Raw genomic sequence first — 26,627 nt, 5'->3', positions numbered from 1 at the left:
TTATTTGTAAGTGTTTTTAGTGAAAACTTTGGACGTCTTTGGTATAAAAAAAGCATCACATTGCCAAAACGCATGATCTTTCTCACGACGCATGGTATCAACTATGTCAATTAACCGGAATCCTTTTTCGTCTAAATACTGACACATTTCCCAAAATAATAAAGAGTTTTGTGCAATTTGGAATCCATAACATTCTACCACAATTACTTCAGTTTGTTTCAGTGTATCAGATGCTCCCTCAAAGATAGGTACTTCATAGCCATGTGTATCCAGTTTTAATAAATACGGCCCTGGTAATTGCAATCGAGCTATTTCATCATCTACAGTTGTTACATCAATAGTTCTACATTCTTCTTCTGTGCGATTATGAGCAACACCGCTACCATCTAGATCTTCTGCAACGTAAAAGCTAACAGTTGTTTTTTCTTTTCCAGCTCCACTGTGTACAATGGAGATATTAGTATGTCTTGAGGCTAATGCTGATAATTCTTCCTTTCTTTCTTCTAACGGCTCAAAAAGAATATAGTTACTTTTAGGCCATACTTGCATAGCCTGGTGTGTCCAGGTTCCTTGTGCCGCTCCAATATCAATCACAGTATTGGGAAAGAACTCTCTTTGGCTACATCGTTGCAGACCACTTAACATAGTGTCTGGGGATGGAGGAATAACCGTTGTTATTGCTTGTTTTGGTAATCCATTAGAAATATTCTTTATTTTTCTAATTTCGAAACCAAAAGAACGTGCGATTTTTTTTGTGATTTTCTTAATCATCTTTTTTTTGTCGCAAAAGAGGTGAGTGTAGGTCTATGGATTGTTTTAATTGTTCCTGCCAGAATTCAGGATCATGTTTTTCCCATGCATGGCAGCCAAAAGGAAGCTGGTTGTTATTTAATCTATATAATTTATGAGGACTTTTCTCAAAAGCAAATCGTATAGCATCAGCCTCTTTACCTACTTTATAAAATGGATAGAATACCCCCGCAAAAAATGACCAAAAAATATCCTCTTGTCCGTGTTTGTTTAGCCATTGTTGTATAGACTTTCTAAAAATTAAACAAATCAAATAAAACTTAAGGTTATGTCGAAGTGAGAGCCCTCCATTTCCAACAAGATTTATTTTTTTTATTTTTTTTGCATACAACCATGTTATTTTTTTAGGTAGCCATGCGTATACAGTATCCATATAAGGCCAGTCATCTGCAGGCCAAGGTGCTCCGATATAATCAATGCCAGAATTACACCAATCGGTTAACTCATCTCTAAATACCAGAGCATCCAATTGATAAATCAGAATATATTTGTAGTTTAAAAATCGTTTATAAAATGCTGCTGATAGCAATAATTTATTATATCCACTGATATTGGCAAAATAGTTGTCTTGGAATCTTTCAAGCCGGACTTGCACTCCATTAGTAGAGCAAAATTCTAAATACCAGTGTACATTCAGATTCTCAGGCGCTACAAAAATAATTTGATACTTAGTAAGTATTTCTAAACAAGTTTGTAGTGACAAAACCTCATTTGGATCTGGTTTGGGTTTATAAATTGGAATAACAACTGCAACCAGTTCTTTTTTTTTGAAAAAACTACTAATAGCTAACATCAGATTCTGTATCCAAATATATCTAATTGTAAATCCATACCCAACATTAATTCTCTCTGAACATAAGGCCTAGGTCGTGTGTATGCCTCATGAATATGATACCTAAATCCATTTTCAGATAAAATGGAGAGTATTTTATCTAATTTTTGTGATTCAGTAATGTGTGAATGGTATTCAATAAAAATATTTTCTACATTTTGTAATACATCTTTACAATCCATTAATACTTCATATTCTGCTCCCTCAATATCTACCTTTAAAAAATCTACCTTTTTATCAATAAGTAGGTCTTTTAACCTTCTGGACTTAACTTTGACTAAACGGGTTTCATCTCCAGGTTTAGGGATACGACCCGAAAACCCTCCTTCAACCTGAAATTCAATAAATCCATTTTCTGTCCAGATCGCTTCCTGGTATACCTGTATTGTATTAAACCCAAAACTATTTATATTCTGCTGCAATATACTACAGATAATATTGTCAGGCTCAAATGCAATTATATATGCATCTGGATAAAGTTTTTTGAAATATGTTACACTTAGGCCAATATTAGCACCACAATCTATAATAAATGGTTGATTAGAAGATGCCTTAAATTCATATATGCCTTTTTCGAAAATTTCTGACCTTCCACCCAAAAAAGTAGGAGCATCAGCAAGTTTAAATTTACTCCCTTGAAAGTCAGTAGTGGTTGGAATATAACGAGGTAGTATCCGCAACCTTTCTTCCTCTGTCATAACTTCTTTGTTAATATGGACCTTTTTAACAGGAGGAGTTACTGACTGTGGCGGTTTGTGTAAGAAGGATTTAACTTTTCTATAAAGTTTCCGTTTCACACTTATTTTGGGTTGCGGCTTTATTTGTGGTTGTGGAAACTGTAAAAGGTATTGATACTCTGCGACTCTTTCTGCAATAGCATCATTTGCCTGAACTGAAATGTTATTTACCGTTATAGAATCGGCAATTATCATATCTTTATACTGACTTGAAATATCACAGTTCTCACCACTACCATCATGACCTATGTTTCTAATAAGAGATATTTTAGGATGCAGGCATAATCCATTATTTAGAAAAATACTTGTATGCCATTTTACAGCCCATGTTCTTATCTGACCGTTTACGTTCTGTATGAGTTGTTGATAAAAAGCATTCCCTTGACCTGCATTAAAGGTAAAATAATCGATTGGACCTTTATCTGATAATTGTATAAGTAAACTTCTTGCATCTGAATTAAAGCTTTTCCATGCTCTTTTCCATGTTGCCCAGCCCCAGCATGAATTTGCATTATAGAAGAAAGTTTCTGATAATCCATCTGTTTGGATAGGAAACATAAATCCTGATACATGCATAACCTCTTCAGTATTTTCATATAGATTTAATGCATCATTCATATATTGGAGAAAGCCTTTTGATGTTACAATATCATCTTCTAATACAATAACTTTTCCAAAACGATTAACAACATCAGTAACACCCTGAATGATTGATTCTGCTAAGCCTTTATTAATATCAGCCTCAATGATATGTATTTCCTTACACCACTGTTGTTCTCTGATTACATTTCTTGTTTCTTTAATCTTTTCAAGAGCTTCTGGTGAAGCATCTTTCTTTGGGCCATCAGCGTAGATATATAATACAGATTGATCTGCTAAATCATTTTTAGATAGTGCTTCTAATGTTTGACTTGTATGCCAAGGCCGATTATAGACAAAAAGTACGATAGGGGCTAACACAATACTTAACTAATTACTTTTGAAGATTTTTTTTAATGTTTTAACCAATTTTGCAAGTATTCGCGCTTTTAGAAAATGAATACTTTCCTCACCATAAATCTTACTCTCTAAGAGAAGAAAGTTATTTAAATTACCTTTTGCAAAATTTCGCTTTAATTTACCATCAGTAAAGCAATAATTACAGGACTCTAATAAAAAGATGTATTTCTCATCTTCCTTAAAGTATTGGTAATTAAATTCATCATCTTCTCTACGTTTTTTACTATCACTTATTTTATGGGAATAATCATGATTTTGATGTATAACCTTAGTAGAGAAACTTAGATCTATTGTCTTAAGATGTCTTTTTCGTGCATTATAGATCATCCATAAATCCCATCCGGGACGACCAACTAATAGTGGAGGGATATTATCTGAATTATATTGATGAATTGGAAAAACAAAAAAATCACTACCATAAGGAGGATGGACTTTTATGTTACTTTTATAGTCATCGAAGAATTGAGCTTCCCAATTCTTATCAAATTTTAATTCTTTATTTACATCAACGTCTAAACGTTGACCTATTATAAGATAGTTTTTATGTGTTTTTTTATGTATAGTCTGAATATCATAAAAAAAAGAAGAAGTAAGTATAATATCCGCATTTAAAAAGCAAAGCATATTATATGAAGCATATTTGCTTGCCTCTATAAACATTTCACTTACCAAAGGTACTCCTGATTGAGAAGTTTTTATATTAGGAATATGTTTTAGCTGATAGTCTTTTATTACTTCATTGAGCCCTTCGCTTTCTCCAAAAACAAGAACTTCTATTGCATATGGTGCTTTTAACCAACTTCTAATCGCATTTAGTTGATTTACTTTATTTGAACCTATAAAGTCTTTAGTTGTTGTAAAGATAGTAAGCATTACAGTTTTACAAATTTCTGATTCGTGTAAATACAATCCCATTCCAACATTCTTCCATTTTCTCTAAGTGATGGAATAATGGTATATAAACGAAACCCTTTTTTTCTTAAAAAGTCATCAATTTCATAATATTGCGCACCGCCAGTATAATAGTTATGATTACTAACTTCTACAAGTATTATATATGTCTCTTCCAAGCATCTATAGGCCCCTTTGAGTGCTTCTAATTCATAACCTTGAACATCTAACTTGAGTATACCAATCCTTTGACCTATAGATATTTCTGTATCTAGGGTAGATACAGTTATAGTTTCCTTCCTTGTTAAATTAATATTTTGTGTAATAAAGTTATTATCTTCTCCAGGATTAAGAGCATAAAGAGAAGAAGCGGTAATGCGATTTGCAACATTAATTTCTAGTTCAGTATTAGAACTTCCAATTGCTTTGTTTCTTGGAATAATATTTTTGTAGAACTCAGATTTATTCTTAAGCTGTTCATAACTATTTTTAATGGGTTCAAAGGAATATATTGTATGTTCAGGTAACGTTTTAGCAAATAACTCACTTACATAGCCTGTAGCAGCGCCAATATCTACTATTAAGAGATCAGCTTGATTGCCTGTTGTTCTCTTTAATATTTCAACGCTTTTATCAATATGATTATACCCAGGGTTTAAAGGAGATGGATAATTCTCCATTCTTGTATGTATTTCTTCTTTGAACTCCTGTAATACCAAGTCAAGAAGATTCGAATCTTTTTTTATAGTATCAAGTACAAAAGATGCAGTATCACTTTTTAAAATATTCTTAACAATAAGTGGATTCTTGTAAATTATAGGGCTTAACAGATAAAGAATCTTCTTATTTATGTGTTTTTTTATTTTATTAATCACATTCTTAAAGAGTTATTAGAAATAATTTTAGATAGATTGATGTAAGATATCAAGGCATATGTTTTAGAGCAATCAAATGATGGTCTTTAAACAAAGCGGGATTACCTGTAAATTTTCCTTGTAATATATTCTTAATTGTATTTAAGAAACTACTATTATTGTGAAGTGCTTCGTGACTTTGTGATGCATATGTTTTTAAATATGTGCTTATAGAAAAATTATCTAATTGTGAATAATATTTTCTCGAAGCAAAAAGTACATGTTCCGGATAATTTGTATACCACCACTTATTCTTGGCTAATTTAGCATTAATACTACCAATATTACCAGTAAAGATAATTAGGAGCCCCTCTTTCTTAAGCTTCTTTTTACAAAAATTAATGAGCGAGTTAGGTTGATATAAGTGCTCAAACAAATCAAATGCTGTTATTACATCAAATACTTCATCAATATTTGTAAAATCACTATAACATTTATAACCTTTATCTAGAACAACTTCCCTACTATCTTTGCTTAATTCTATTCCATAAGGAATACACTTCTTATCTTTAACGAAATCTAAAAACTCCCCAGTATTACATCCAATATCCATTACTTTCATTCCGTTTTTAAGAAAAGTATTGAAAAAAGAGGAAACCTCTTTAGGCTTATCATCCTCAAATTTTGTTCCACTCCACCTTAAAGTACCATTACCTGTTGAATACAAAGTTTCAGCGTCAGTTTGAGTAATTGCATTTTGAGTAAATCCGGAGTAACAATTTTTACAAGTCCACAATTGAGGGATGTTATCAAAATTTATGATATGTGTAGAGAATTTTACATTATATCGATAATTAAGTGCGCCCACAAGATAGATTTCTGAAGAAGAACATAGTGGACATCTAGATAAAAAATGATTATTATTAATCTGCGTCATTTAATTAAGTGAAATATGTCTTTATTTCTCTATATTTTTTTATTTTTCCAGGGTTGCCAACGATAATTGCATTAGGTTCGACATCCTTTAAAACAACTGCTCCTGCACCAATTACTGCACCGTTTCCTATCGTGACTCCTGGCATAATAATCGCCCCTGACCCTATCCATACATCCTCACCTATAATTATACCTTTATTAATTCTTCTCTTTCGTATGGGACTAATAGTGTGATCATGTGTTGATGTACTTATAACTGTATGGGCTGCAATTAAAGTGTTCTTTCCTATTGTTAGTCCACCATAAGCCCACATTTGTACAAAGGGAGCTATTGAGACATTTTCATGAATTGACACTTCTTCTTTCGGTTCAATAATAACAGGAGGATATATGATTACTGTCTCATGAATATACTTGAAACTTGAACGATATTTTTGCTTTTCATAGTTGTCAATTATTCGCTTGACCTTCTCATATATAGAAAAAAAATACTTTCTTAGCTTTCTTTTTAAGGGTTTAACCATAATGATGATTCTAATTGATTCATATTTACCTCAAAATCTTCAACATAGAAACCTTGTGAAGATTTAGGTTCTACAACTAATCCAAATTGTTTTGTAAATCCTATAATGATTTGGCGGAAATTTTCGAGAGTTTCAATAGGTTGATTCTCAGAACCAATATAGGAGATAATGTCATATTCACCAGGAATTAATTTTAATGAAGGTACATGAAAAGTTACTTTAAAGGTGCCTGGATTTACATTGTATTCTTTACCAATCCAAGGTGTATAAAGACTCATTGCCCTTACTTCAAGTGAATTATTAAAACAGACTGCAAAACCGACATTCCGAAAGCTTTCTTGTGCTTCATATGTTACATCAATAAATACTTCTCCAAAGGTAGATAACATACTTAAAGTATTTCCATCTACATCTCGAAAATGAAGATCAAGTACTTTTATACCTCCTTTCCCGCTTTTAATAACTTCTTTCCGACTCTGAACTTTTTGGCGATAAACATCTGCAACTTCATTTATCTCTCCACTTTTTATCAAAGTACCTTTACTTAAAAGAATGCCGCTATTACATAACTTTGTCACAGCAGACATCGTATGACTAACAAAGATGATAGTTCTTCCCTGTTTATGTGCAACATCATCCATTTTACCCAAACACTTTCGCTGAAAATCTGCATCTCCTACTGCTAGTACTTCGTCTAAAATCAAAATCTCCGATTCTAGATGAGCTGCTACAGCAAATGCTAAACGGACATACATTCCAGAAGAATACCGCTTTACAGGAGTATCTATAAACCTCTCTATCCCAGAAAAATCTACAATTTCATCAAATTTTTTTGTGATTTCTCCTTTTGTCATACCCAAAATAGCACCATTCAGATACACGTTTTCCCGACCACTCAGATCTGGATTAAATCCTGTTCCTACTTCTAATAAGCTAGCAATACGACCTTTGACTTTAATACTTCCTGTAGTTGGTAACGTAATACGAGAAAGTATCTTAAGTAAGGTAGATTTCCCTGCCCCATTCTTTCCGATAATTCCGATTGCTTCTCCTTGCTTGATTTCAAAATTGATATCCTTCAGTGCCCAAAACTCATCACCTTGTAATTGAGAAGCTTCAACAACTTTTGAAAAAGGATCATCTTTTCCTCTCTTTAATGCCCACCAACGTTGAAAATCTCCCTTTAAAGAGTTTGTGCCAGTTTTACCTAAATGGTATTTTTTAGAAACATTTTCTACTTTGACAACTACAGACATTGATATAAGGAACTAAAATGAATAATACTTCTATACCAGATCCATGGCAACTTTCTCTGCTTTATTGAATACTAATGCTCCCAATACCATTACAATTATCATTATAACAATACTATAGATTAATCCTATCACAGACACAGAATAGTTTCCTCCTAGCCAAACATACCGAAAACATTCTACTATGTTGGTCATAGGATTGAGCTCAATAACCCAACGGTATTTTTCAGGTATTTTAGATAATGGATAGATAATGGGTGTTGCAAACATCATTAATCGCATACTCACAGATACTAGCTTACTTAGATCTCTATATTTATTTGTTACAGATGCTAGCAACATTCCTAGTCCCAAGCCTATAAGAGTAGTTAATAAGGTTATAAGAGGAGTGAATATAATGAGCCAAGAGATACGAACATTAGCTCCAGCTATCAAGTAAATAATAACCAAAACAATGAATAATAATAATTGCATGCTAAAGGCAATCAGTGAATTAACTGCAACATTGACAGGAACAATGAGACGAGGAAAATAAACTTTACCAAAAATACCAGCATTCGCATTAAAAGTGCTTGATGTACTTAATAATGTATTAGAAAATAAAGTCCACAGAGAAATACCTGGAAGGTAGAATAAAATACGAGGCATTTCATTGGTTGACATATTAAATACAAATCCAAAGATAAATGCGTATGTAAGTGTGGTAGCTAAAGGGTCTGCTAGATGCCACAAAGGACCCAAAATAGTTTGCTTATAAGCAGCTACAAAATCACGTCTGACAAATTGAGCAAGCAAATCTCGATACCTCCACAACTCTTTCAGATCAATATCTAACAACCGTGGTTTGGCTTTGATTTCAATATCCCAATGATCTGATTCATTAGAATGATTGGTTGTGATAACATTCTGCGACATATATTCAATAGGAATCTATCATGATTTGAACGACAAAAAAGAAAAAAAGTTACTACTTCCCAAGTGATGCTAGATATAGTACAATAAATTGGTATATTTATTATACTGCACTATTATAGCTCTTAAACCAACTCCGGATCTTCATCTGTATTACACCAAAGATTGCTTCCCTAAATATCTTGATTGACATTTTGGATTGCCCTTTAGCTCGATCTGTAAAAATAATGGGCACCTCCTTGATTTTAAAACCATACTTCCATGTAGAAAATTTCATTTCTATCTGGAAGGCATACCCTACAAAGCGGATTTTATTTAAATTAATGGTTTCAAGCACCTTCCGGTGATAACATTTAAATCCAGCTGTAGCGTCTCGAATAGGCATTCCAGTAATAAACTGAACATATTTACCTGCACAATAAGACATCAGCACACGACTCATTGGCCAGTTTACAACATTAACACCTGTAATGTAGCGTGAGCCTATGGCAAGATCATATCTTTCGTCCTTACAAGCCTGATAAAGTCTTACCAGATCCTGTGGATTATGGGAAAAGTCTGCATCCATCTCAAAAATATACTGGTATCCATGCTGCAATGCATACCCAAAGCCATGAATATAGGCAGTGCCCAGCCCTAGTTTGCCCTGTCTTTGTTCCAATAATAACCGACCTGGAAATTCTTTTTGAAGCTCCTGTACCTTCTTTGCCGTTCCATCCGGAGATCCATCATCTATAATTAGAATATGAAATAAAACAGGGAGAACAAATACTGCCCTGATAATCTCTTCAATATTTTCAATCTCGTTGTAGGTTGGGATAACAACAATGCACTCTTTCACTGAGAACAAAGAATCAATAGTTATAAGATAGCCAAGCTGCAAATCTAGTTTTTTTCCAGAATAACGCCTACTTTCTTTATAAAAAACAATATATACAAAAAGGTGAAAGTGCGATAGAAAGGGGTATGGACAGATAATTCGTTAAATAGATGATGCTCAAAGTAAACAAATAAGCTGCCATATGCCGAAAATAAATGCCTGTATTCTTTCTGTATTTCATACATCAAGCGTCAGCAGGCATACTTTTAGTTATTGTGTATATATACCTTATATCTGTTACCTGAAAAAGATTTAATTGCTTCTAGGGGATTTTTAAAATACAATAATAAATTGTATTTGTTCTATAATATTTGGCAGAATTACAGGAGTTTATTTAGGATTTCTTTATGATAATTAGTTTGAAACAAAAAGGTGAAATATCTTACATTTACTATTCTAAAGATAATTAAGTAAGTATCTTTGAGATACTTTTTCGAAAGCCTAGGAAACTGTCATATAAATGATGATAGTATGATACTGTAAAAATTGTATAAAAGGCATATTCAAACCAACCAAAAGCTAGGGAAAATGCATCTTATTTACTATCCACAGAAGAATACATTTGTTCTTTTTAACGATTTTACCTTTGCTGGTATTCCAGAAGAAAAAAAGTTCTGGCATTTTTTGCGGCGAATGCCCAAAAATCTTGTAGAGATTCTTCAGGAGATAGGATTTAAGGTAGTTAGACCTATGGAAGGTACTAAGTTTTTTGATGAAAAAAAAGGATTGTTTCGTACAACTGTCTACCTAAATGTCTATGATGAAGAGCGGCAGTTGCATATATCTGGTACAGGGAAAACCTGGCTCGATGCATTAAATGATCTGGTAACAAAGCTAAATGCTTCTGCTAATGCAGTTCATGCTTCCTGAATGAAATGCATATTTACAAACTAGCAGATAGGGTAATGCTCACTTGTTTAGCAGTAGCAATAAGTTGTACAGTTTTACCACAAACAAGGGCATGGTTTTCAGGTTCGTGTCCAACAGGAAAACCAACGCATACCGGATAGGTATACTCTTTTACTGCATCCCATATAATCTCATTAACATCTTTCCCAAAAGGTTTTTCATTGTCTTTGATTGCTGTAAAGTGTCCAACAATTAATCCGGCCAGATTTCGTAATTTACCTGCTCGTTTTAGTTGTATCATCATACGATCAATGTGGTAGAGATACTCATCTATATCCTCCAGAAACAGAATTTTTCCAGTTGTATCTACATCTGATGAAGTTCCAATACAACTAACAAGTAAAGATAAATTTCCTCCAATAAGTTGACCGTTAGCAGTTCCTTTTCGTTTGATTGTAAGAGAGGAATAGTTCAATGTGGGAGCTGTCTCCAGACCCAATGCAACTTTGAGAGATTTAATGGATTGTTCTGAATCACGTGTAAAAAGCAATGGCATAGTAGCATGGACACTTTGTATACCGAGAGTATGTATATGCAAATGCAATGCGGTAATATCACTATAGCCTATAACCCATTTGGGATATTGCTGAAATCGTGTAAAGTCCAGATTGTCAATAATCCTTGTTGTACCATAGCCTCCCCGTACACAAAAAATCGCCTCGATTTCCGGGGCATCCAGCATTCTTTGCAAATCCTTTGTACGTTGTCTGTCAGTGCCAGCAAACTGAAAGTGCTCGGCAAAAGCATATTTTCCAATGACAATGTTTAGTCCCCAGCTTTTAAGTATATCAATGGCCGGCAACACACTTTCACGAGATACTGTTTTGGCTGGAGAAACCAGCGCAACTTTACTCCCTTTTTGTAGATAAGGTGGTTGAATCATAGGAAAATTATCTGTCCTTATGTGGTATTACAAGGTACAAGTCTAAAATGTTTTTTTGATTACCAAATTGTTTATCTTCTTTCATCCTTACTGCCCTACTATCTTTCCAGAGGAGCCATTGACATAAGATTGTGCAAAAAACGTAAAATTTCAGTTGCACGGAAAGGGTTTTTGCCGTAATTTTCAGATTTTGCGACGCATTTGCCCTAACCAATTATGAACGTTTCGACTTCCGAACCTTTTCAAATTGTCTACTCTATCTATCAACACGAATATTTAGGCTATTTATTCGAAAGTTTTGTCGTACAGCTAAATGAAAAAGGAACCCTTACTCTTAAATGTCAGAATATTTCTTCGAAAAATGCAGATGAGTTTTCGGCAGGACTCGACGAAACCGATTTTCAACTGATTGAATGGACGGATTCTCTTCAACAGGATGTTATCTACCGAAAATTTAATAATAAAAAGATCAGCATTACCGATTTCTTTCTTAAAACCTATGATTCTAAGAAAGGTGATAAAGATTTGCAACAGGCTATTGAAGGATATGTAGACACACAAAAGTCAAAGATTCTGGAGCGACTGACAGAAAAACAGGTGTTTATTATGGGTAGTGATGGCAATCCGACCTGGAAACAACTGGAGTTACTTTCTGAAAAAGCAACAGTACTGTTTCACTTTCGCCGGAATGAAACGGAGACTGTATATTTTCCTACCATCAAATATGCAGGTGAGAAAGTGAACTTTCAGTTTCAGAATGCTTTCATTGTATGTGACGAACCCGCATGGATGGTACTCAATGACAAACTGTATAGTTTTGCGAAAGAGGTAGATGGTAAAAAACTTCGCCCTTTTTTGAATCGAAGCAATATTATTATTCCCAAAAGTGTAGAGGAAACCTATTATCAAAAGTTTGTGGCACCTCTTATTGCTTCTTTTGACGTCTATGCAAAAGGGTTTGAGATTCAATCTGAAGGCTATGCTCCTAAGCCTTTGCTATTGCTTACTGAATTTCATACAGCCAAACAAACCGCTCTTTCGCTTTTTGATGAAGGAAGTAATGTGGCAGTGGCAGAGGAAGATGATGGCGAAAGCCAGATTTTGTTTGATCTATCATTCCGGTATGGACATTCTACGTTTAAAGCTTCAGAAACAGGTGCTCCAGTGAGTGTAAGTCTGGAAAAAAGCAATGGTTCATATATTTTTCACAGAATTCGTAGAAAGCCTCAACTGGAAACAGAGAACATTGAATTTCTAAAGAGAACAGGACTGGAATTAAAACATGGCCGGGTGTTGTTGCCTAAAGCCGAAGCCTTTACCTGGTTGCATGAATATAGTGAATTGATAAAAGAATCTGGTTTTGAACTGCAGCAGAGCTCTAACAATGGCAAAAAATACTTTATAGGAAATAGTAGTATCAACGTACAGATCAACGAAAATCGTGACTGGTTTGATATCTATGCTACTGTACGGTTTGGGGAGTACGAGATGCCATTTATAAAGCTTCGGAATCTGATTCTACGTAAAAAGCGGGAGTTTACACTACCCAATGGCGAAATTGCAGTGATTCCGGAAGTATGGCTTACTCAGTATTCGGAGTTGATTGCTTTTTCAGAGAATCATGATGGAGGTGATACCGTAAGTATCCGTAAACATCATCTGGCTTTGGTGGCCGAATTGAACCGTGAAAATCTTGCTCAGGTAACCATCAGCAATAAGCTGGAACAGTTACGAACGTTTGAACATCTGGAAGACCAACCCATGCCTCAAGGGTTTGTAGGAGAGCTTCGTCCTTATCAGAAAGCCGGGTATAACTGGATGCACTTCCTGAAAAAATATGGATTTGGCGGGTGTCTGGCAGATGATATGGGGTTGGGGAAAACCAGTCAGGCATTGGCAATGTTGCAATCTCAGAAGGAGAGTAACCCTGATCAGCCTTCATTGGTTATTGTACCTACTTCGCTGGTTTACAACTGGGAACTGGAAGCCAAGAAGTTTACGCCTGATCTGAGAGTGTTTACTTACATTGGTACACAACGTGATAAAAATGTAGAGCAATTCAATAACTATGATGTGATTATTACTTCTTATGGTATAGTCCGTATTGATATCGAGCAGCTAAAAAAATATTTCTTCAACTATGTGATTCTGGATGAGTCACAAGCTATTAAAAATCCTGGGAGCAATGTAGCTAAAGCAGTACGCGAACTGCATTGTAGACACCGCCTGGTATTGACAGGCACACCTATCGAAAACAGTACGCTGGATTTATGGTCACAAATGTCGTTTGTCAATCCGGGTCTATTGGGTAATGAGCAATTTTTCCGGAATGAATTTCTGACTCCGATTGAAAAGAGAAATGATGATCAGAAGTTGAGACGTTTACATGCCATTATCCGACCGTTTGTCTTACGTAGACATAAGTCTCAGGTAGCTAAGGATCTGCCAGAGAAAATAGAGCACATTCAATACTGTAAGATGGAGCCTGATCAGGAAGAGGCTTACGAAGAAGCTAAATCTTATTTCCGGAATAAGATTCTGGAGAATATAGATGAGAAAGCAATGGCTAAGTCTCAGTTGCTGTTAATCCAGGGACTTACCAAGTTGCGCCAGATTGCCAATCACCCCAAGATGGTTGACCCTAGCTATGCAGGTAGCTCAGGTAAATTGCAGGATGTACTTCATCGCCTCGAGACAGGTATTAGTGAAAATCATAAGATTTTAATATTCAGTCAGTTTGTAAAACATCTGAATATTATTAGACATCATCTGGACAAAAAGGATATTACTTATGCCTATCTGGACGGTCAAACCAAAGATCGGCGTGGACAGGTAGAGTTGTTTCAGGAGAGCGAGGATATCCCAGTATTTCTGATTTCGCTCAAAGCCGGTGGCCTGGGGCTTAATCTTACAGCAGCTGATTATGTATTCATATTAGATCCTTGGTGGAATCCTGCTATTGAGGCTCAGGCAGTTGACAGAGCACACCGAATAGGACAGCAGCAGACGGTATTTACCTATAAGTTTATTACTAAAAATACGGTTGAGGAGAAAATACTGGCACTGCAGCAACACAAGATGCGTCTGGCTGGTGATCTGATCACAACAGAGGAATCCTTTGTGAAGTCACTTTCCAAAGAAGATATTTTGACATTACTTGATTAATAGAAGAAATTAAAGGTTTTTTTAACACTGACCAGGGTTCTGCTGAAATAGTATATTTTATCAAAACTCTGTCAGCGTTAAAAATGCAGATAGAATGATATGGCTTTATTTTTCTTGCATTTTTGATTTGCGCATAGTTCACAGCAAACTATTTTTTCGAAAGGGAAGGCAAGTTGTTCAATCAATGAAGAGATTGCATCTAACTCCGATCATTTTCTGTTTTGATCAGAGCTCCGATCAATTTTATGTTTGCGCATAACTCACGGCAAACTTTTTTTGAACGGAATTCCGATCACTTTTTCTTCTTGCGCATTATTCAACACACAAGCAGAATCTGAATGGAATTCACTGCAAAACTGCTGCTTGCATAAGACTATGCGCATCAAACAGGAACATTGTAGGGGAGAACTCGTGTATCTTATCTTGTCACCTATGTTTCTTGGAAATAAAGAAAGTGTCTTTGGTTCAGGTGAATACCCAATTCTATCGACGTAAGGATGCCACTCAGGAAACAACCCTTTTTTGTCTTTCTGTAATGATCTTCCTCCATGATGAACAGACATGGCACTACCGATGGCCGAGACTGGAGAGTATTCTATCTCTCAGAAACCAAAGAAGGCATTATTTGTCACACTTTTCCTGCTGTGGCGGGAAGTTTCTTGCAGAAGGACAGGAAGAAAGAAGAAAAAAAGAAACACCACAAACCTTACAGGCAATTCTTTTATGGAATCAAAAATAATTTTGAATCTATTAGTAGAGTCTGTATGTTAACGATTGCCTCACAAGGGTGACTAACCTGTATAGTACTCATACAGAACCAAACTCCTTCATAAAATAACACCCATTCAGTTACCAAACCTTTACAGGGTATGTTGTACAAAAACCTTATTATTACACTTATACCAGCTTTGTTTACATTTTTTGCGTACGCACAAAACAAAACCTCTATGCCCAATTATGATTATTCAGGTGCTTGGAAACAGGTACAACAATTTGAAGACAAAGGATTACCTGAATCAGCTTTGAAAGTAGTCAATGAGATCTTTCAGAAGGCTAAAACTGAGAAAAACTCTGCACAACTTGTCAAAGCTGTTATTCACCAGTTTAAGTTTACCGATTACAAAGAAGAGAATGCGTTTGTTAAGAATATCAATGAATTACGAACGCAGATTGTTTTTGCTGACTTTCTGGTAAAGCCTGTACTGCATTCCATGCTGGCAGAGATGTACTGGAATTATTACACCAATAACCGCTGGAGATTTCGTAATCGAAGTGAGACAGTAAACTTTAACAATGAGGATATTGAAACATGGGGTCTGGATAAAATTATACAGGAGACTTTTCATGAACACCAGTTGGCTTTACAAAATGCTGAGGAATCAAAGAAGTTAAAAATAGATGTATATCAGGAAGTTTTGCATAGTGGAAACACCGAAGGAAGAGTAGTACGTCCTACACTTTATGACTTTCTGGCACATCGGGCTTTGGGTTTTTATACTAGTGAGGAAGTTGAAATTACCAAACCTGCTTATTCCTTTACAATCAGTTCCGGAGACTATCTGAAAGATGCACAGTCTTTCGCAAATCTACAGTTGACATCACAGGATACACTTTCTCAGAAATTCCATGCTTTACAGATCTACCAGGAACTGATTCGGTTTCATTTGAAGGACGCAGATCCGGATGCGTTGGTTACATTAGATATAGAAAGGCTGTCTTTTGTGAAACAACATCTGACATTGACCACTAAAAATGAATTGTATCTGGCTGCCTTACAAAGTCTGGAAGAAAAAACAATCAAAAATCCTGTTTCAACTCATATCACTCATGCCATTGCTCAGGTATGGGTAGAAAAAGGTGGTCAGTATAAACCTTTACAGTCTGATGAGCATAAATTTGATTTGAAGAAGGCGTATGAGATTTGTGAGCAGGCAAAAAAACGTTTCCCTCAATCGGATGGCGCTGCTTTATGTCATAATCTGCAAATCTCTCTGGAGCAGAAATTGTTAGCTGCGAAAGTAGAGAAGGTTAACTTGCCCAATCTGCCTTTTCGTACGTTAGTTACTTACCGCAATGTAACAGAGGTACACTGGCGTCTCGTAAAAGTGAATCGTGAAGAAGTGCATGCGCAACGAATGAAGTGGCGTAATAACTATAATGTAGATCAGGAGCAAAAGTTTCTGGAGTGGTCTACAGCCAAACCAGCTCTGAAAACAGGCAAATACACATTATCAGATGACAAAGAGTATCAGCCTCATAGTGTAGAGATAAAACTGGATGGTCTTGCAGAAGGCGAATATATGGTTTTGCTAAGTAATACTCCAGATTTTAAAACTACTAAAAATGGCTTGGCTTATGCTTTCACTACGATCTCTTCACTTAGTTATATACACCGTAATCTGGATGAAGGTAGTACAGAGTTTTTTGTATTGCATCGTCAGACAGGGGAGCCTATGGCTGGTGTACAGGCTCAGGTATTTGTACAAAAATATAGTTCCAAGCTACAGGATTATGTATACAACAAAGAGAATGTATATGTGACAGATGCCAAAGAAAGATTTGTGGTTCCCTATCGCAATGCCAAAAGCTATGACGACCGTAATTTCTTTGTTGAGTTTAGTACTCAGAAAGATAAACTAAGCATGCGGGATATTGATGATGAAGGTTACTATGGAACTCATCTGTATCAGTATCCGCATGGCAAAGCTGAAACACATACAAATGCCATCCTGTTTCTGGATCGGGCTATTTATCGTCCTGGACAAACCTTGTATTACAAAGGTTTGGTACACAATACCGATGGAAGGACTTCCACGATTCTTCCTAACTATACTACAACTGTTACTTTCCATGATGTAAACCATCAGGTTGTAGCTACACAAACGGTAACTACCAATGAGTATGGAACCTTTAGCGGAACATTTACTACTCCTTCCAAAGGATTGATGGGGCAAATGTACCTGAATGTATCGGGAATAGGCACTGTTTATTTCTCGGTAGAAGAATACAAACGCCCTAAGTTTGAAGTAAAATTTAATCTGGTGAAAGGGTCATTCCGTTTGGGGGAAACAATTCAAACAGAAGGAACTGCACAAGCATATTCAGGAGCCAATATAGATGGCGCACAGGTTGCCTATCGGGTTGTTCGTACTGCACGATTCCCTATCTGGTGGTGGTACTGGAGAGGGTATTATCCCACTTCTCCTGAAATGGAGATTACTCATGGTGTAACTCAGACAGATGCTACAGGTAAGTTTCAGGTTTCGTTTACTGCTATTCCGGATGAGTCCATTGACAAATCATCTGATCCTACATTTGATTACAAAGTATATGCAGATGTGACAGATATCAATGGTGAAACACATAGTTCCCAGATGATAGTAAGTGTAGGATACAAGGCATTGGTAGTAGGAGTAGACGCACCAGATATAGACAAAGCAGATGCAAAGGCATTGGAAAAGAAATGGGCTATTCGTACCACTAATCTTTCTGGTGAGTTTGAAGCAGCAAAAGGTACTATTAAGATCTGGAAGTTAAAAAATCCTTCCCGTGCTTTCCGCGAACGTCTTTGGGAACGCCCTGACAAACATATTTTCTCTCAGGAAGAGTACTATAAACTGTTCCCTCAGGACTTATATGCCGAAGAGTCAAATTTTTATAAATGGGAGAAAGAAAAGGAAGTGCTGTCTATTGATTTCAATACCAGTGAAGCAAAAGAGTTTGCCGTAAACAATCTGAAGAGCTGGAGTTTGGGCAAATACCAACTGGAAATTACTTCTACTGATAAATACGGACAGGCAGTAAAGGAAACCTCCTATTTTACTGTAATGGACTCCGATGGAAAAACATTAGCTTATCCAACTATGTTTGAAACATCCAGTCTGAAGGCTACAGCAGAGCCAGGTGAAAAGGCTATACTGTTGGTTGGTACAGCTACAGACAAAGCAAAGATGTTGTATGAAGTAGAACAGGACGGTAAGATTCTTTCACAGGAATGGATAACACTCAAAAATGAACAACATCGGTTTGAAATACCTATAAAAGAGGAGTATCGTGGCAATATTATGGTTCATTATAGTTTTGTCCGGGATGGCAGGTTGTATACAGAGAATACCACCATTGTAGTGCCGTATACAAATAAGCAACTGGATATTCAATTTGAAACCTTCCGTGACAAACTTCAACCTGGACAACAGGAACAATGGAAGTTAAAACTGGCTGGCAAACAAGCGGATAAAGTAATGGCTGAAATGGTGGCTACGCTATATGATGCATCACTGGATGTATTCCGTCCACATGGTTGGTATGCCAGTTTCTACAATGCTGTGTCTGGTCGGTTAGGCTGGCAAAGTCAGAATGGATTTGAAGAAGACGATTTCAGAAGTTTTCAGAAAGAGTGGAGCCGTTCAGATTATCGGAGCTACTCCGGACCGTCTTATGATAACCTGAACTGGTTTGGCTATTATTTTGGTGGAGGAAGTAGATTATATAGAAGTAAAGGTTTAATGGCAATGGAGAATGCAAAGCCTGGCGCACCCATGATGAAGCAAAAAAAATCTGCTATGAAAGAAGAAGAAGAATCAGCTGATTTGGCAATGGCAGAAGCGGCACCTGCGGTAGTTGCGGATTCTGATGCTAAAAATTCTTCGCGTAAACAAGATAGTGTAAAAGGAGGAATTGAAACCAATGAAGTAGATATGTCCAATGTTAAAGTTCGGACAAACTTTAGTGAAACGGCTTTCTTCTATCCAAATTTGTTAACAAACGATAAAGGTGAGATTAGTATCAACTTCACCATTCCGGAAGCATTAACCCGCTGGAAGATGCTGGGTTTTGCCCATACAAAAGAGTTGCAGTCCGGTAGTGTGGTTAAGGAACTGGTTACCCAGAAGGACTTGATGGTAGTTCCTAATCAGCCTCGTTTCTTCCGGGAAGGCGACAAGATGCAGTTTGCTGTAAAGATTACCAGTCTATCTGATAAAGATCTGAATGGGCAAGCCCAAATGGAGTTTTTTGATGCTCTTACCATGCAGCCTGTTACTTTGCTGACTAGTAAAACAGAGAGTCAGAAGAGTTTTTCGCTGAAAGCCAAACAAAGCACTAGTTTAGAGTGGAGTATTGCTATACCTGAAGGTATTCAGGCTATTTCATATAAAGTAGTTGCCAAAGCTGGCGATTTTTCAGATGGAGAATCTATGGTGTTACCTGTAGTAACCAACCGCATGCTGGTTACAGAAACAATGCCTTTGCCAATCCGAGGCAAGCAAACCAAAGAATTCAAGCTGGAAAAACTGGTAAACAATAACTCTAAAACACTGAAAAGTCATCGGTTTACATTAGAGTTTACTTCTAATCCGGCATGGTATGCTGTACAAGCACTACCTTATCTGATGGAGTATCCGTATGAATGTGTAGAGCAGACCTTCTCCCGTTTTTACGCCAACAGCATGGCATCACATATTGCCAATTCCAATCCAAAAATCAAACGTGTATTTGATACCTGGAAGAATTATCAGCCAGATGCGTTGCTTTCAAACCTGGAAAAAAATCAGGAACTGAAGTCAGCGCTGTTGGAAGAAACTCCCTGGGTACTCAATGCCAAAGACGAAAGCCAGCGTAAGCGGAATGTAGCTTTGTTGTTTGATCTTAACCGTATGGCAGATGAGCAGGAGCGTGCACTGGATAAAGTACAGAAGGCACAGCTTTCCAGTGGTGGATTCTCCTGGTTCCCCGGTTTTCCTGAAGATCGTTATATGACGCAGCACATTGTGTCAGGCTTGGGACATCTGGATGCCTTGGGGGTGAAATCAGTACGTGAAGACAATCGTACCTGGCAAATGACCCAAAAGGCAATAGGTTTCCTTGATAGTAAAATGCATAACGACTATGAGTATCTGAAAGCGGAAGCTAAAAAAGGTCGTATCAAACTGGAAGAGAAACACATTGGATACTTTGAATACCATTATTTGTATACACGAAGTTACTTCAAAGATGTAGAAGTAAATAGTGCATACAGAGAGGCCTTCAATTATTATCTGGGACAGGCTAAGAAATACTGGCTGAACAATAATACCTATATGGAAGGCATGGTAGCACTGGCACTGCATCGTTTTAATGACAAGACAGTTCCTGCTGCCATTATCAAGTCGCTGAATGAACGGGCTTTGAAGTCTGAAGAGATGGGAATGTACTGGAAAAATGAATATGGTTACTACTGGTATCAGGCTCCAATCGAAACTCAGGCATTACTGATTGAAGTATACGATGAAGTTGCCAATGATCAAAAAGCTGTAGATGAGTTGAAGGTTTGGTTACTAAAGCAAAAGCAGACACAAGACTGGAAGACGACCAAAGCCACTTCGGAAGCTTGTTATGCTCTGTTGCGTAGAGGAAGTGATGCACTGGCAGACGATCGTTTGGTAGAAGTAAGTGTAGGCAAAGAGAAAATAGATCCACTGAAACAGGATGCTACAAAAGTGGAAGCAGGTACAGGTTACTTCAAAATGGCCTGGACTGGGAACGAAATTACACCAGACATGGGTAAGATCACAGTTTCCAAACCAGCAGACGGAGTTGCCTGGGGAGCAGTATACTGGCAGTATTTTGAGCAACTGGATAAAATTACTCCTGCTGAAACTCCATTAAAACTGAAAAAGCAACTTTTTTTACAAACGAATACAGACCGTGGACCTGTTATTTCCCCTATTACAGAAGGAACAGAACTCAAAGTAGGAGATCTGGTGAAAGTACGCATAGAATTAAGAACTGATCGTACAATGGAATATGTGCATCTGAAAGATATGCGTGCTGCCGGATTTGAACCTGTAGAAACTATTTCCCGAAGTAAATATCAGGATGGATTGTGGTATTATGAAAGCCCAAGAGATCTGGCTACCAATTTCTTTATGGGATATTTACCTAAAGGAACCTATGTGTTTGAATATTCGCTGCGGGTTTCTCAGAAAGGAGATTTCTCAAATGGAATAAGCACCATTCAGTGTATGTACGCACCCGAATTTAGCAGTCACTCAGAAGGTGTGCGGGTGAAGATTGCGAAATAGTACTAAGAGAAGTCTAACAAAAAAGCCCTTGCAGAAATTCTATCTGCAAGGGCTTTTATATTTTAAGCAGGTTGCTGAAGAAACTCACGGGTTTTTAGTGCTTCTTTAAATTTTTGCTTTAGAATGCGTTGTTGCCCTTTATCTTTCACTTCCTGTAAATCTATCTCGTGAAATTCGTTTCCAATCCATAAGTAGATTACAAACATACTCATTTCTGCTTTCTTAATTTCTGCCCAGTTGTATTGCCTGACTTTAGAGAAAAGAGAAAACTTATAACTTATCTTCTCCTCATTAAGTAGAAAAAAGGTTCCCAGTGGTAAAGAATAGAGATTACGCCCTCTATAAAGATATATTGCTCCAATTGCCAGCCCGAGGCATAATAGCGCATTGACTAGCGAAATGACCAGATAAATATCAGTCTGTGTCAGTCCTAAAATAAATAAGAAGACAGAGCCCATTCCAAATAGAATTCCTATGATAAGTAGGATTTGCCGCTCTGTTTGTGAAGGTGTAACCTGATTATATGTATCCAGGTCTACATAAAAATTTTCCATAGGCTTGTGGCGATGCCCCGAAAGATACAACGCATTTTTATTACTATCCTAATTTTAGTTTAGATATTAGTATACTTAAATATTGAGGTAGGCAAAGGTTGCGTATCTTGTCAGTTATGTACAAAAACTACGCCTGATGAAAAGCAGATAATACTGTTGGTTTGAAAATATCTTTGAAGAGATAAGTATCTGCAAAATGAAGTGGATAATATCTGATCTGGTTAAGAGAATTAGTATATTCGGATTTCTCAAGAGATTGATCGTGAGCGGATTGTTACAAAGATAAGCTAGCACAGGAACCCATTACTATTTTGCTTTCGAAAACATTACTTTTTGTTGTCCAGTTGTATCAATAGAAAGAAAATACATTTATTTCATAAATCTTGTCTCTCATAATGAATACGTTAAAACATATTGCTATCACAGAGAATGAACTGGGTTCTGATGAACAGATTTCATTGTTACATGTGGATGAGGCTACATTAAAAAAGCGAACAGATACATTACCTCTCTTCATGAATGATAATCTGTTTAATATTAAACGGTATTTTTTTCTGCGGTTTGGGAAGCTGTTTAACGTAATGGTATTTTATGATATTGATAGTCCGAAAATCAATAGTTGGATTCAGAAAGAGTATAAAGATGTACTGGAATCAATATATACCTATAAAAGTGAAGCATTAAGTGTACGCAAAAAGTCAGATATAGAGACAATCTTTGTGCTGAAAAATGAAATGATTATTCTACTGAATGAATATGAATTGTTGTTGTTACATTCAGATTCATCTTCTGACGTATCTGCGCTGACTCAGAAGCTACCTGAATTTGTCCGCAAACATCTGCAACGTGAAATTTATATACTTACAGGAAGTGAATATTTAAGGCTCAATTCTGTAAAGGTAAATCCAACTAAACTCAACATTCATACACATTACAATGATGATTTTGAACCTGTTCATAAGGTTATTTTGAAGCGTCTGAATAAGAAAAATGATAAAGGCCTGGTGTTATTACATGGTTTGCCTGGAACAGGGAAAACAACGTATCTACGCTATCTAGTTGGAAAGGTAAATAAGAAGGTCGTATTTCTACCCCCAGAACTTGCTGTAAACATTGCCCGTCCGGATTTTATGGAATTATTACTGGATAATCCCAATTCCATTCTAGTGATAGAAGATGCCGAAAATATTATAACAGATCGTTCACAAACACAGAGTTCTGCTATTTCTACCTTACTCAATTTATCTGATGGTCTACTCTCTGACTGCCTCAATATTCAGATCATTTGCACTTTTAATACACAACTTTCCTCTGTTGATAGTGCATTATTGCGGAAAGGCCGGCTTATTGCCAAATATGAATTTGGAGAACTTATACAGGAAAAAGCTCAAAAACTATCAGAGTCATTAAATTTCTCTACAAAGATTACTAAATCCATGCGTTTATGTGATATTTACAATCAGGAAGAGCAAACATACGAAGCACCCAAACCAAAAATTGGTTTCAGATAGTTTATCAAAATATTACTCGTTTATCAAATAGATATGGAAATTAATCATGATCAACACGATCAGGAAGCTGAAGCGCAGATTATCAGTGATATAGAAAAGTACGGGTTTCATATTGGAATAATTGAAAGCGATGGCTATTTGCCTGCTTTTGCTTATACAATCGGCTTATATGAGACCTATGAACATCCGGAAATTGTGTGTGTTGGATTAGAGCCAGAATTGTTGGGAGAAGTACTTAACAATGCAGGATATCTTATTGAGAAAGGATATAATCTTGAGACAGACTGCGCCTATGCAGACTTTCTGGAAGATTTTGATGTGGAATTTATAAAGGTAAGCAAAGAGTATTATTCTGATTATTTTGGATATGCCAGATGGTATTATGAAGGATCGGATTTTCCAGTTCTTCAATTGGTATGGCCTGATAACAAGGGGGTATTGCCTTGGAAAGAAGGATTTGATCAAGATCTGAAATTTATACAACCTTTACTGGATCGCAATGCGGATTTTCGATTTTTAGAAGAGCACAACCTTGCTGTATTTACAACCCAACATGTGCTTGATGGTAAGCCAATACTCTATGTATATCATAATGAAGATGGTGACTGGCAGTTCCATAGTGAAGCAGATCCACAGGAAAATGAGGGTATAGTGGTTAGTCTTAAAAGCTTGGTTGAGTTAGATTCCTCTTTAAATCAGATCTATTATCTACCCTATGGATGGCGTGCATGGCGCAATAATGTGCAGGATACATGGCATACAGAAGAGTGGGCAGAAGGATAATACTACCTGAAAACTTGCACATTATAAAGGATTTATGTGCCTTATAATACACGTTATATACCTGCCAAATAAATTTTAAACCTCCGCTTGCTTTAGATTTTCAAATACCATACCTTTGCAGTCCTATTTTTGAAAGCATAGGTTTTTACCTACTTTAAGATACTATTTTCACTCATGGATCATTTAAGTTACAAAACAGTTTCAGCTAATAAGGCTACTGCACAAAAAGGATGGGTAGTGATTGACGCTGAATCTCAAGTGTTGGGACGGTTGGCAAGTCAAGCTGCCAAGATCATCCGCGGCAAACACAAGCCTAGTTTTACGCCTCATGTAGACTGTGGTGACAATGTTATCATCATCAACGCCGACAAAATCCGTTTGACCGGCAATAAGATGACTGACAAAGTATACATCCGTCACACAGGTCATCCCGGTGGTCAGCGTTTCAAAACTCCCCGCGAATTCATGCAAAAGAATCCGGCTAAGATTGTTGAAATCGCGATCAAAGGTATGCTTCCTAAAAATCGTTTAGGACGCAGATTGTTCACTAACTTGTACGTATACAGTGGTTCTGAGCACCCTCATACTGCTCAACAGCCAAAAGAAGTAAAAGTTGGTAAATAAGCTTGCCTGTACTTCTTCTGGAAATCAGGTGATCGTTACATCCAATATAGCTGATAAACGAAAACAAATTAAAAAATAAACAAATGGAAGTGGTTAATACCATTGGTCGAAGAAAGACCTCAGTAGCTCGTGTATACCTGAAGCCAGGTAAAGGCGATATTACTGTTAATGCCCGTAGTTTTACAGAGTATTTTCATACAGAAGTATTGCAAACTATCGTTAACCAACCTTTTGCTACTATTCAGGCTTTGGGAAATTACGATGTGAAAGCAAACGTAAAAGGTGGAGGTACTACAGGTCAAGCTGAAGCATTACGTATGGCGATTGCCCGTGCGTTATGTGAAGTAAACGCTGAGTTTCGCCCAGCCCTGAAAAAAGAAGGTTATCTGACTCGTGACCCTCGCATGGTAGAACGTAAGAAATACGGTCGTCGTAAGGCTCGTCGTAGATTCCAGTTCAGCAAGCGTTAATCTGCTTTTGTTCTTGGCGCAGGTGGTTTCAGACCATTCCTAATAAGAACACTATTTTATTTTATTTCATTTGATTTAGCGGTGGCTTGCAGAGACCGATGCCCTGCTAATGATCTAAAACTCTGTAAATGGCTCAATTAGAATATAAAGACCTCCTGGATGCCGGTGTGCATTTTGGTCACCTTACCCGTAAATGGGATCCCCGCATGGCTCCATACATCTTCATGGAGAAAAATGGAATTCACATTCTTGATCTGAACAAAACTCTGGCTTGCCTGGATGATGCTACTCATGCTGTTCGTCAAATGGTTCGTTCTGGACGTAAGATCATGTTTGTTGCTACAAAGAAACAAGCACAAGAAGTGGTTTCAGAAGAAGCAAAACGCCTTAAAATGCCATACGTTACAGAACGTTGGTTAGGTGGTATGCTGACTAACTTCGCTACAATCCGGAAGTCATTGAAAAAAATGTCTTCTCTGGAGAAAATGATGAAGGATGAGTCTTACCAAAGTATTGCAAAGCGTGAGCGTTTGACACTGAGTCGTGAGAAAGATAAATTGGAGAAGTTGTTGGGTGGTCTGGCTGATTTAACTCGTTTGCCAGCAGCGTTGTTTGTAGTAGATGTAAAACGTGAACATATCGCTATTGCTGAAGCTCGTCGTTTGGGTATCCCTGTTATCGCTATGTGTGATACTAACTCTAACCCGAACCTGGTTGATTTCCCAATCCCAGCCAACGATGATGCTTTCAAATCAATTTCTTTAGTAACATCTGCAATCGGAAAGGCTATCGAAGAAGGATTGATGGAGCGTAAGAAAGACAAAGACGATCAGAAATTACAAGAAGAGGAAGATACAAAACGTGCTGTAGATGAAGCTCCTTCCGTTGCCTCTGTAGACACAGACGAAGCAGAAGGTTAATCCAAACGCTGAGTTTGTTTGATATATATCATCTATCAGAAATTGAACATTGAATCCTCAGTGTTCAATTTTTTTTAGATATCTACTATAGTTTACCCTAATCTGGTTAAATACATGAC

General features: G+C 36.7%; 20 protein-coding genes and 1 pseudogene. 9 read left to right on the top strand and 12 right to left on the bottom strand.

Going from position 1 to position 26,627, the window contains the following annotated elements; translation table 11 throughout:
- From QNI22_RS15985 to QNI22_RS15940, 10 genes and pseudogenes are all read right to left on the bottom strand, one after another.
- On the bottom strand, positions 1-771 hold the full coding sequence (locus QNI22_RS15985; RefSeq protein ID WP_314512089.1) for an FkbM family methyltransferase: 771 nt from the start codon (positions 769-771) through the stop codon (positions 1-3).
- Positions 764-1,603, bottom strand: a complete 840-nt coding sequence (locus QNI22_RS15980) for a DUF5672 family protein (protein WP_314512087.1) — start codon at positions 1,601-1,603, stop codon at positions 764-766. The genes QNI22_RS15985 and QNI22_RS15980 overlap by 8 nt, the downstream gene beginning before the upstream one ends.
- Positions 1,603-3,339 (bottom strand): FkbM family methyltransferase, encoded by a 1,737-nt coding sequence (locus QNI22_RS15975; protein ID WP_314512085.1) that lies wholly within the window; start codon positions 3,337-3,339, stop codon positions 1,603-1,605. The genes QNI22_RS15980 and QNI22_RS15975 overlap by 1 nt, the downstream gene beginning before the upstream one ends.
- Positions 3,340-3,348: 9 nt before the next feature.
- A complete protein-coding gene (locus QNI22_RS15970) occupies positions 3,349-4,251 on the bottom strand; it encodes a hypothetical protein (RefSeq protein ID WP_314512083.1) in 903 nt (300 codons plus the stop codon).
- Positions 4,251-5,144 (bottom strand): FkbM family methyltransferase, encoded by an 894-nt coding sequence (locus QNI22_RS15965; protein WP_314512082.1) that lies wholly within the window; start codon positions 5,142-5,144, stop codon positions 4,251-4,253. Before QNI22_RS15965 ends, QNI22_RS15970 begins: the two co-directional genes overlap by 1 nt.
- Before the next feature lie 49 nt (positions 5,145-5,193).
- Entirely contained in the window at positions 5,194-5,991 is a 798-nt protein-coding gene (locus QNI22_RS15960) for a class I SAM-dependent methyltransferase (RefSeq protein WP_314512081.1), read from the bottom strand.
- Positions 5,992-6,088: 97 nt separating this feature from the next.
- Positions 6,089-6,247 (bottom strand): annotated as a pseudogene (locus QNI22_RS40295) (DapH/DapD/GlmU-related protein); the annotation flags it as partial.
- 320 nt (positions 6,248-6,567) lie between these two features.
- A complete protein-coding gene (locus QNI22_RS15950) occupies positions 6,568-7,839 on the bottom strand; it encodes an ABC transporter ATP-binding protein (protein ID WP_314512077.1) in 1,272 nt (423 codons plus the stop codon).
- 30 nt (positions 7,840-7,869) lie between these two features.
- Complete coding sequence (locus QNI22_RS15945; protein WP_314512076.1) at positions 7,870-8,751, bottom strand: ABC transporter permease; 882 nt, start codon at positions 8,749-8,751, stop codon at positions 7,870-7,872.
- Between the two features lie 100 nt (positions 8,752-8,851).
- The gene (locus tag QNI22_RS15940; RefSeq protein WP_314512074.1) at positions 8,852-9,589 is read right to left on the bottom strand and encodes a polyprenol monophosphomannose synthase; all 738 of its coding nucleotides are present in this window, start codon (positions 9,587-9,589) and stop codon (positions 8,852-8,854) included.
- A 567-nt stretch (positions 9,590-10,156) separates the two neighbouring features.
- On the opposite strand from QNI22_RS15940, the gene QNI22_RS15935 reads away from it, so the two are divergent.
- A complete protein-coding gene (locus QNI22_RS15935; RefSeq protein WP_314512072.1) occupies positions 10,157-10,498 on the top strand; it encodes a hypothetical protein in 342 nt (113 codons plus the stop codon).
- Between the two features lie 13 nt (positions 10,499-10,511).
- On the opposite strand, the gene QNI22_RS15930 is transcribed toward QNI22_RS15935, so the two are convergent.
- Positions 10,512-11,420 (bottom strand): S66 peptidase family protein, encoded by a 909-nt coding sequence (locus QNI22_RS15930; protein WP_314512071.1) that lies wholly within the window; start codon positions 11,418-11,420, stop codon positions 10,512-10,514.
- A 216-nt stretch (positions 11,421-11,636) separates the two neighbouring features.
- Here QNI22_RS15930 and QNI22_RS15925 point away from each other — a divergent pair, with 216 nt between their 5' ends.
- The 3 genes from QNI22_RS15925 (at position 11,637) to QNI22_RS15915 (ending at position 21,646) form a co-directional block, all read left to right on the top strand.
- Positions 11,637-14,585, top strand: coding sequence for a DEAD/DEAH box helicase (locus QNI22_RS15925; protein WP_314512070.1), 2,949 nt, complete (start codon positions 11,637-11,639; stop codon positions 14,583-14,585).
- A 439-nt stretch (positions 14,586-15,024) separates the two neighbouring features.
- On the top strand, positions 15,025-15,324 hold the full coding sequence (locus QNI22_RS15920; protein WP_314512069.1) for a hypothetical protein: 300 nt from the start codon (positions 15,025-15,027) through the stop codon (positions 15,322-15,324).
- A gap of 130 nt (positions 15,325-15,454) precedes the next feature.
- On the top strand, positions 15,455-21,646 hold the full coding sequence (locus QNI22_RS15915) for an alpha-2-macroglobulin family protein (protein ID WP_314512068.1): 6,192 nt from the start codon (positions 15,455-15,457) through the stop codon (positions 21,644-21,646).
- A 62-nt stretch (positions 21,647-21,708) separates the two neighbouring features.
- Here the strand turns inward: QNI22_RS15915 and QNI22_RS15910 are convergent, their stop codons facing one another.
- Positions 21,709-22,200: a hypothetical protein gene (locus tag QNI22_RS15910; RefSeq protein WP_314512066.1), complete on the bottom strand. Its 492-nt coding sequence runs from the start codon at positions 22,198-22,200 to the stop codon at positions 21,709-21,711.
- 395 nt (positions 22,201-22,595) lie between these two features.
- Between QNI22_RS15910 and QNI22_RS15905 the strand changes: the two genes are divergently transcribed.
- From QNI22_RS15905 to rpsB, 5 genes are all read left to right on the top strand, one after another.
- A complete protein-coding gene (locus QNI22_RS15905) occupies positions 22,596-23,711 on the top strand; it encodes an AAA family ATPase (protein WP_314512064.1) in 1,116 nt (371 codons plus the stop codon).
- A gap of 33 nt (positions 23,712-23,744) precedes the next feature.
- A complete protein-coding gene (locus QNI22_RS15900; protein ID WP_314512061.1) occupies positions 23,745-24,494 on the top strand; it encodes a DUF4262 domain-containing protein in 750 nt (249 codons plus the stop codon).
- Positions 24,495-24,668: 174 nt separating this feature from the next.
- Entirely contained in the window at positions 24,669-25,118 is a 450-nt protein-coding gene (gene rplM / locus QNI22_RS15895) for a 50S ribosomal protein L13 (protein WP_313980865.1), read from the top strand.
- Positions 25,119-25,201: 83 nt separating this feature from the next.
- Positions 25,202-25,588, top strand: coding sequence for a 30S ribosomal protein S9 (gene rpsI, locus QNI22_RS15890; protein WP_313980862.1), 387 nt, complete (start codon positions 25,202-25,204; stop codon positions 25,586-25,588).
- 128 nt (positions 25,589-25,716) lie between these two features.
- Positions 25,717-26,508, top strand: a complete 792-nt coding sequence (gene rpsB / locus QNI22_RS15885; protein WP_313980860.1) for a 30S ribosomal protein S2 — start codon at positions 25,717-25,719, stop codon at positions 26,506-26,508.
- Positions 26,509-26,627: the final 119 nt, after the last annotated feature.

It is taken from the genome of Xanthocytophaga agilis, assembly GCF_030068605.1.
GTDB classification, from domain to species: domain Bacteria; phylum Bacteroidota; class Bacteroidia; order Cytophagales; family 172606-1; genus Xanthocytophaga; species Xanthocytophaga agilis.
The sequence above is the reverse complement of the archived record's forward strand: the minus strand, read 5'-3'. Positions and strand labels throughout refer to the sequence as shown.

What these genes read in the sequence shown, in the direction of transcription:
- QNI22_RS15985 (WP_314512089.1), bottom strand. Translation starts at nt 771, where the DNA reads ATGATTAAGAAAATCACAAAAAAAATCGCACGTTCTTTTGGTTTCGAA.
- QNI22_RS15980 (WP_314512087.1), bottom strand. Translation starts at nt 1,603, where the DNA reads ATGTTAGCTATTAGTAGTTTTTTCAAAAAAAAAGAACTGGTTGCAGTT.
- QNI22_RS15970 (WP_314512083.1), bottom strand. Translation starts at nt 4,251, where the DNA reads ATGCTTACTATCTTTACAACAACTAAAGACTTTATAGGTTCAAATAAA.
- QNI22_RS15950 (WP_314512077.1), bottom strand. Translation starts at nt 7,839, where the DNA reads ATGTCTGTAGTTGTCAAAGTAGAAAATGTTTCTAAAAAATACCATTTA.
- QNI22_RS15945 (WP_314512076.1), bottom strand. Translation starts at nt 8,751, where the DNA reads ATGTCGCAGAATGTTATCACAACCAATCATTCTAATGAATCAGATCAT.
- QNI22_RS15935 (WP_314512072.1), top strand. Translation starts at nt 10,157, where the DNA reads ATGCATCTTATTTACTATCCACAGAAGAATACATTTGTTCTTTTTAAC.
- QNI22_RS15930 (WP_314512071.1), bottom strand. Translation starts at nt 11,420, where the DNA reads ATGATTCAACCACCTTATCTACAAAAAGGGAGTAAAGTTGCGCTGGTT.
- QNI22_RS15925 (WP_314512070.1), top strand. Translation starts at nt 11,637, where the DNA reads ATGAACGTTTCGACTTCCGAACCTTTTCAAATTGTCTACTCTATCTAT.
- QNI22_RS15915 (WP_314512068.1), top strand. Translation starts at nt 15,455, where the DNA reads ATGTTGTACAAAAACCTTATTATTACACTTATACCAGCTTTGTTTACA.
- QNI22_RS15910 (WP_314512066.1), bottom strand. Translation starts at nt 22,200, where the DNA reads ATGGAAAATTTTTATGTAGACCTGGATACATATAATCAGGTTACACCT.
- QNI22_RS15905 (WP_314512064.1), top strand. Translation starts at nt 22,596, where the DNA reads ATGAATACGTTAAAACATATTGCTATCACAGAGAATGAACTGGGTTCT.
- QNI22_RS15900 (WP_314512061.1), top strand. Translation starts at nt 23,745, where the DNA reads ATGGAAATTAATCATGATCAACACGATCAGGAAGCTGAAGCGCAGATT.
- rplM (WP_313980865.1), top strand. Translation starts at nt 24,669, where the DNA reads ATGGATCATTTAAGTTACAAAACAGTTTCAGCTAATAAGGCTACTGCA.
- rpsI (WP_313980862.1), top strand. Translation starts at nt 25,202, where the DNA reads ATGGAAGTGGTTAATACCATTGGTCGAAGAAAGACCTCAGTAGCTCGT.
- rpsB (WP_313980860.1), top strand. Translation starts at nt 25,717, where the DNA reads ATGGCTCAATTAGAATATAAAGACCTCCTGGATGCCGGTGTGCATTTT.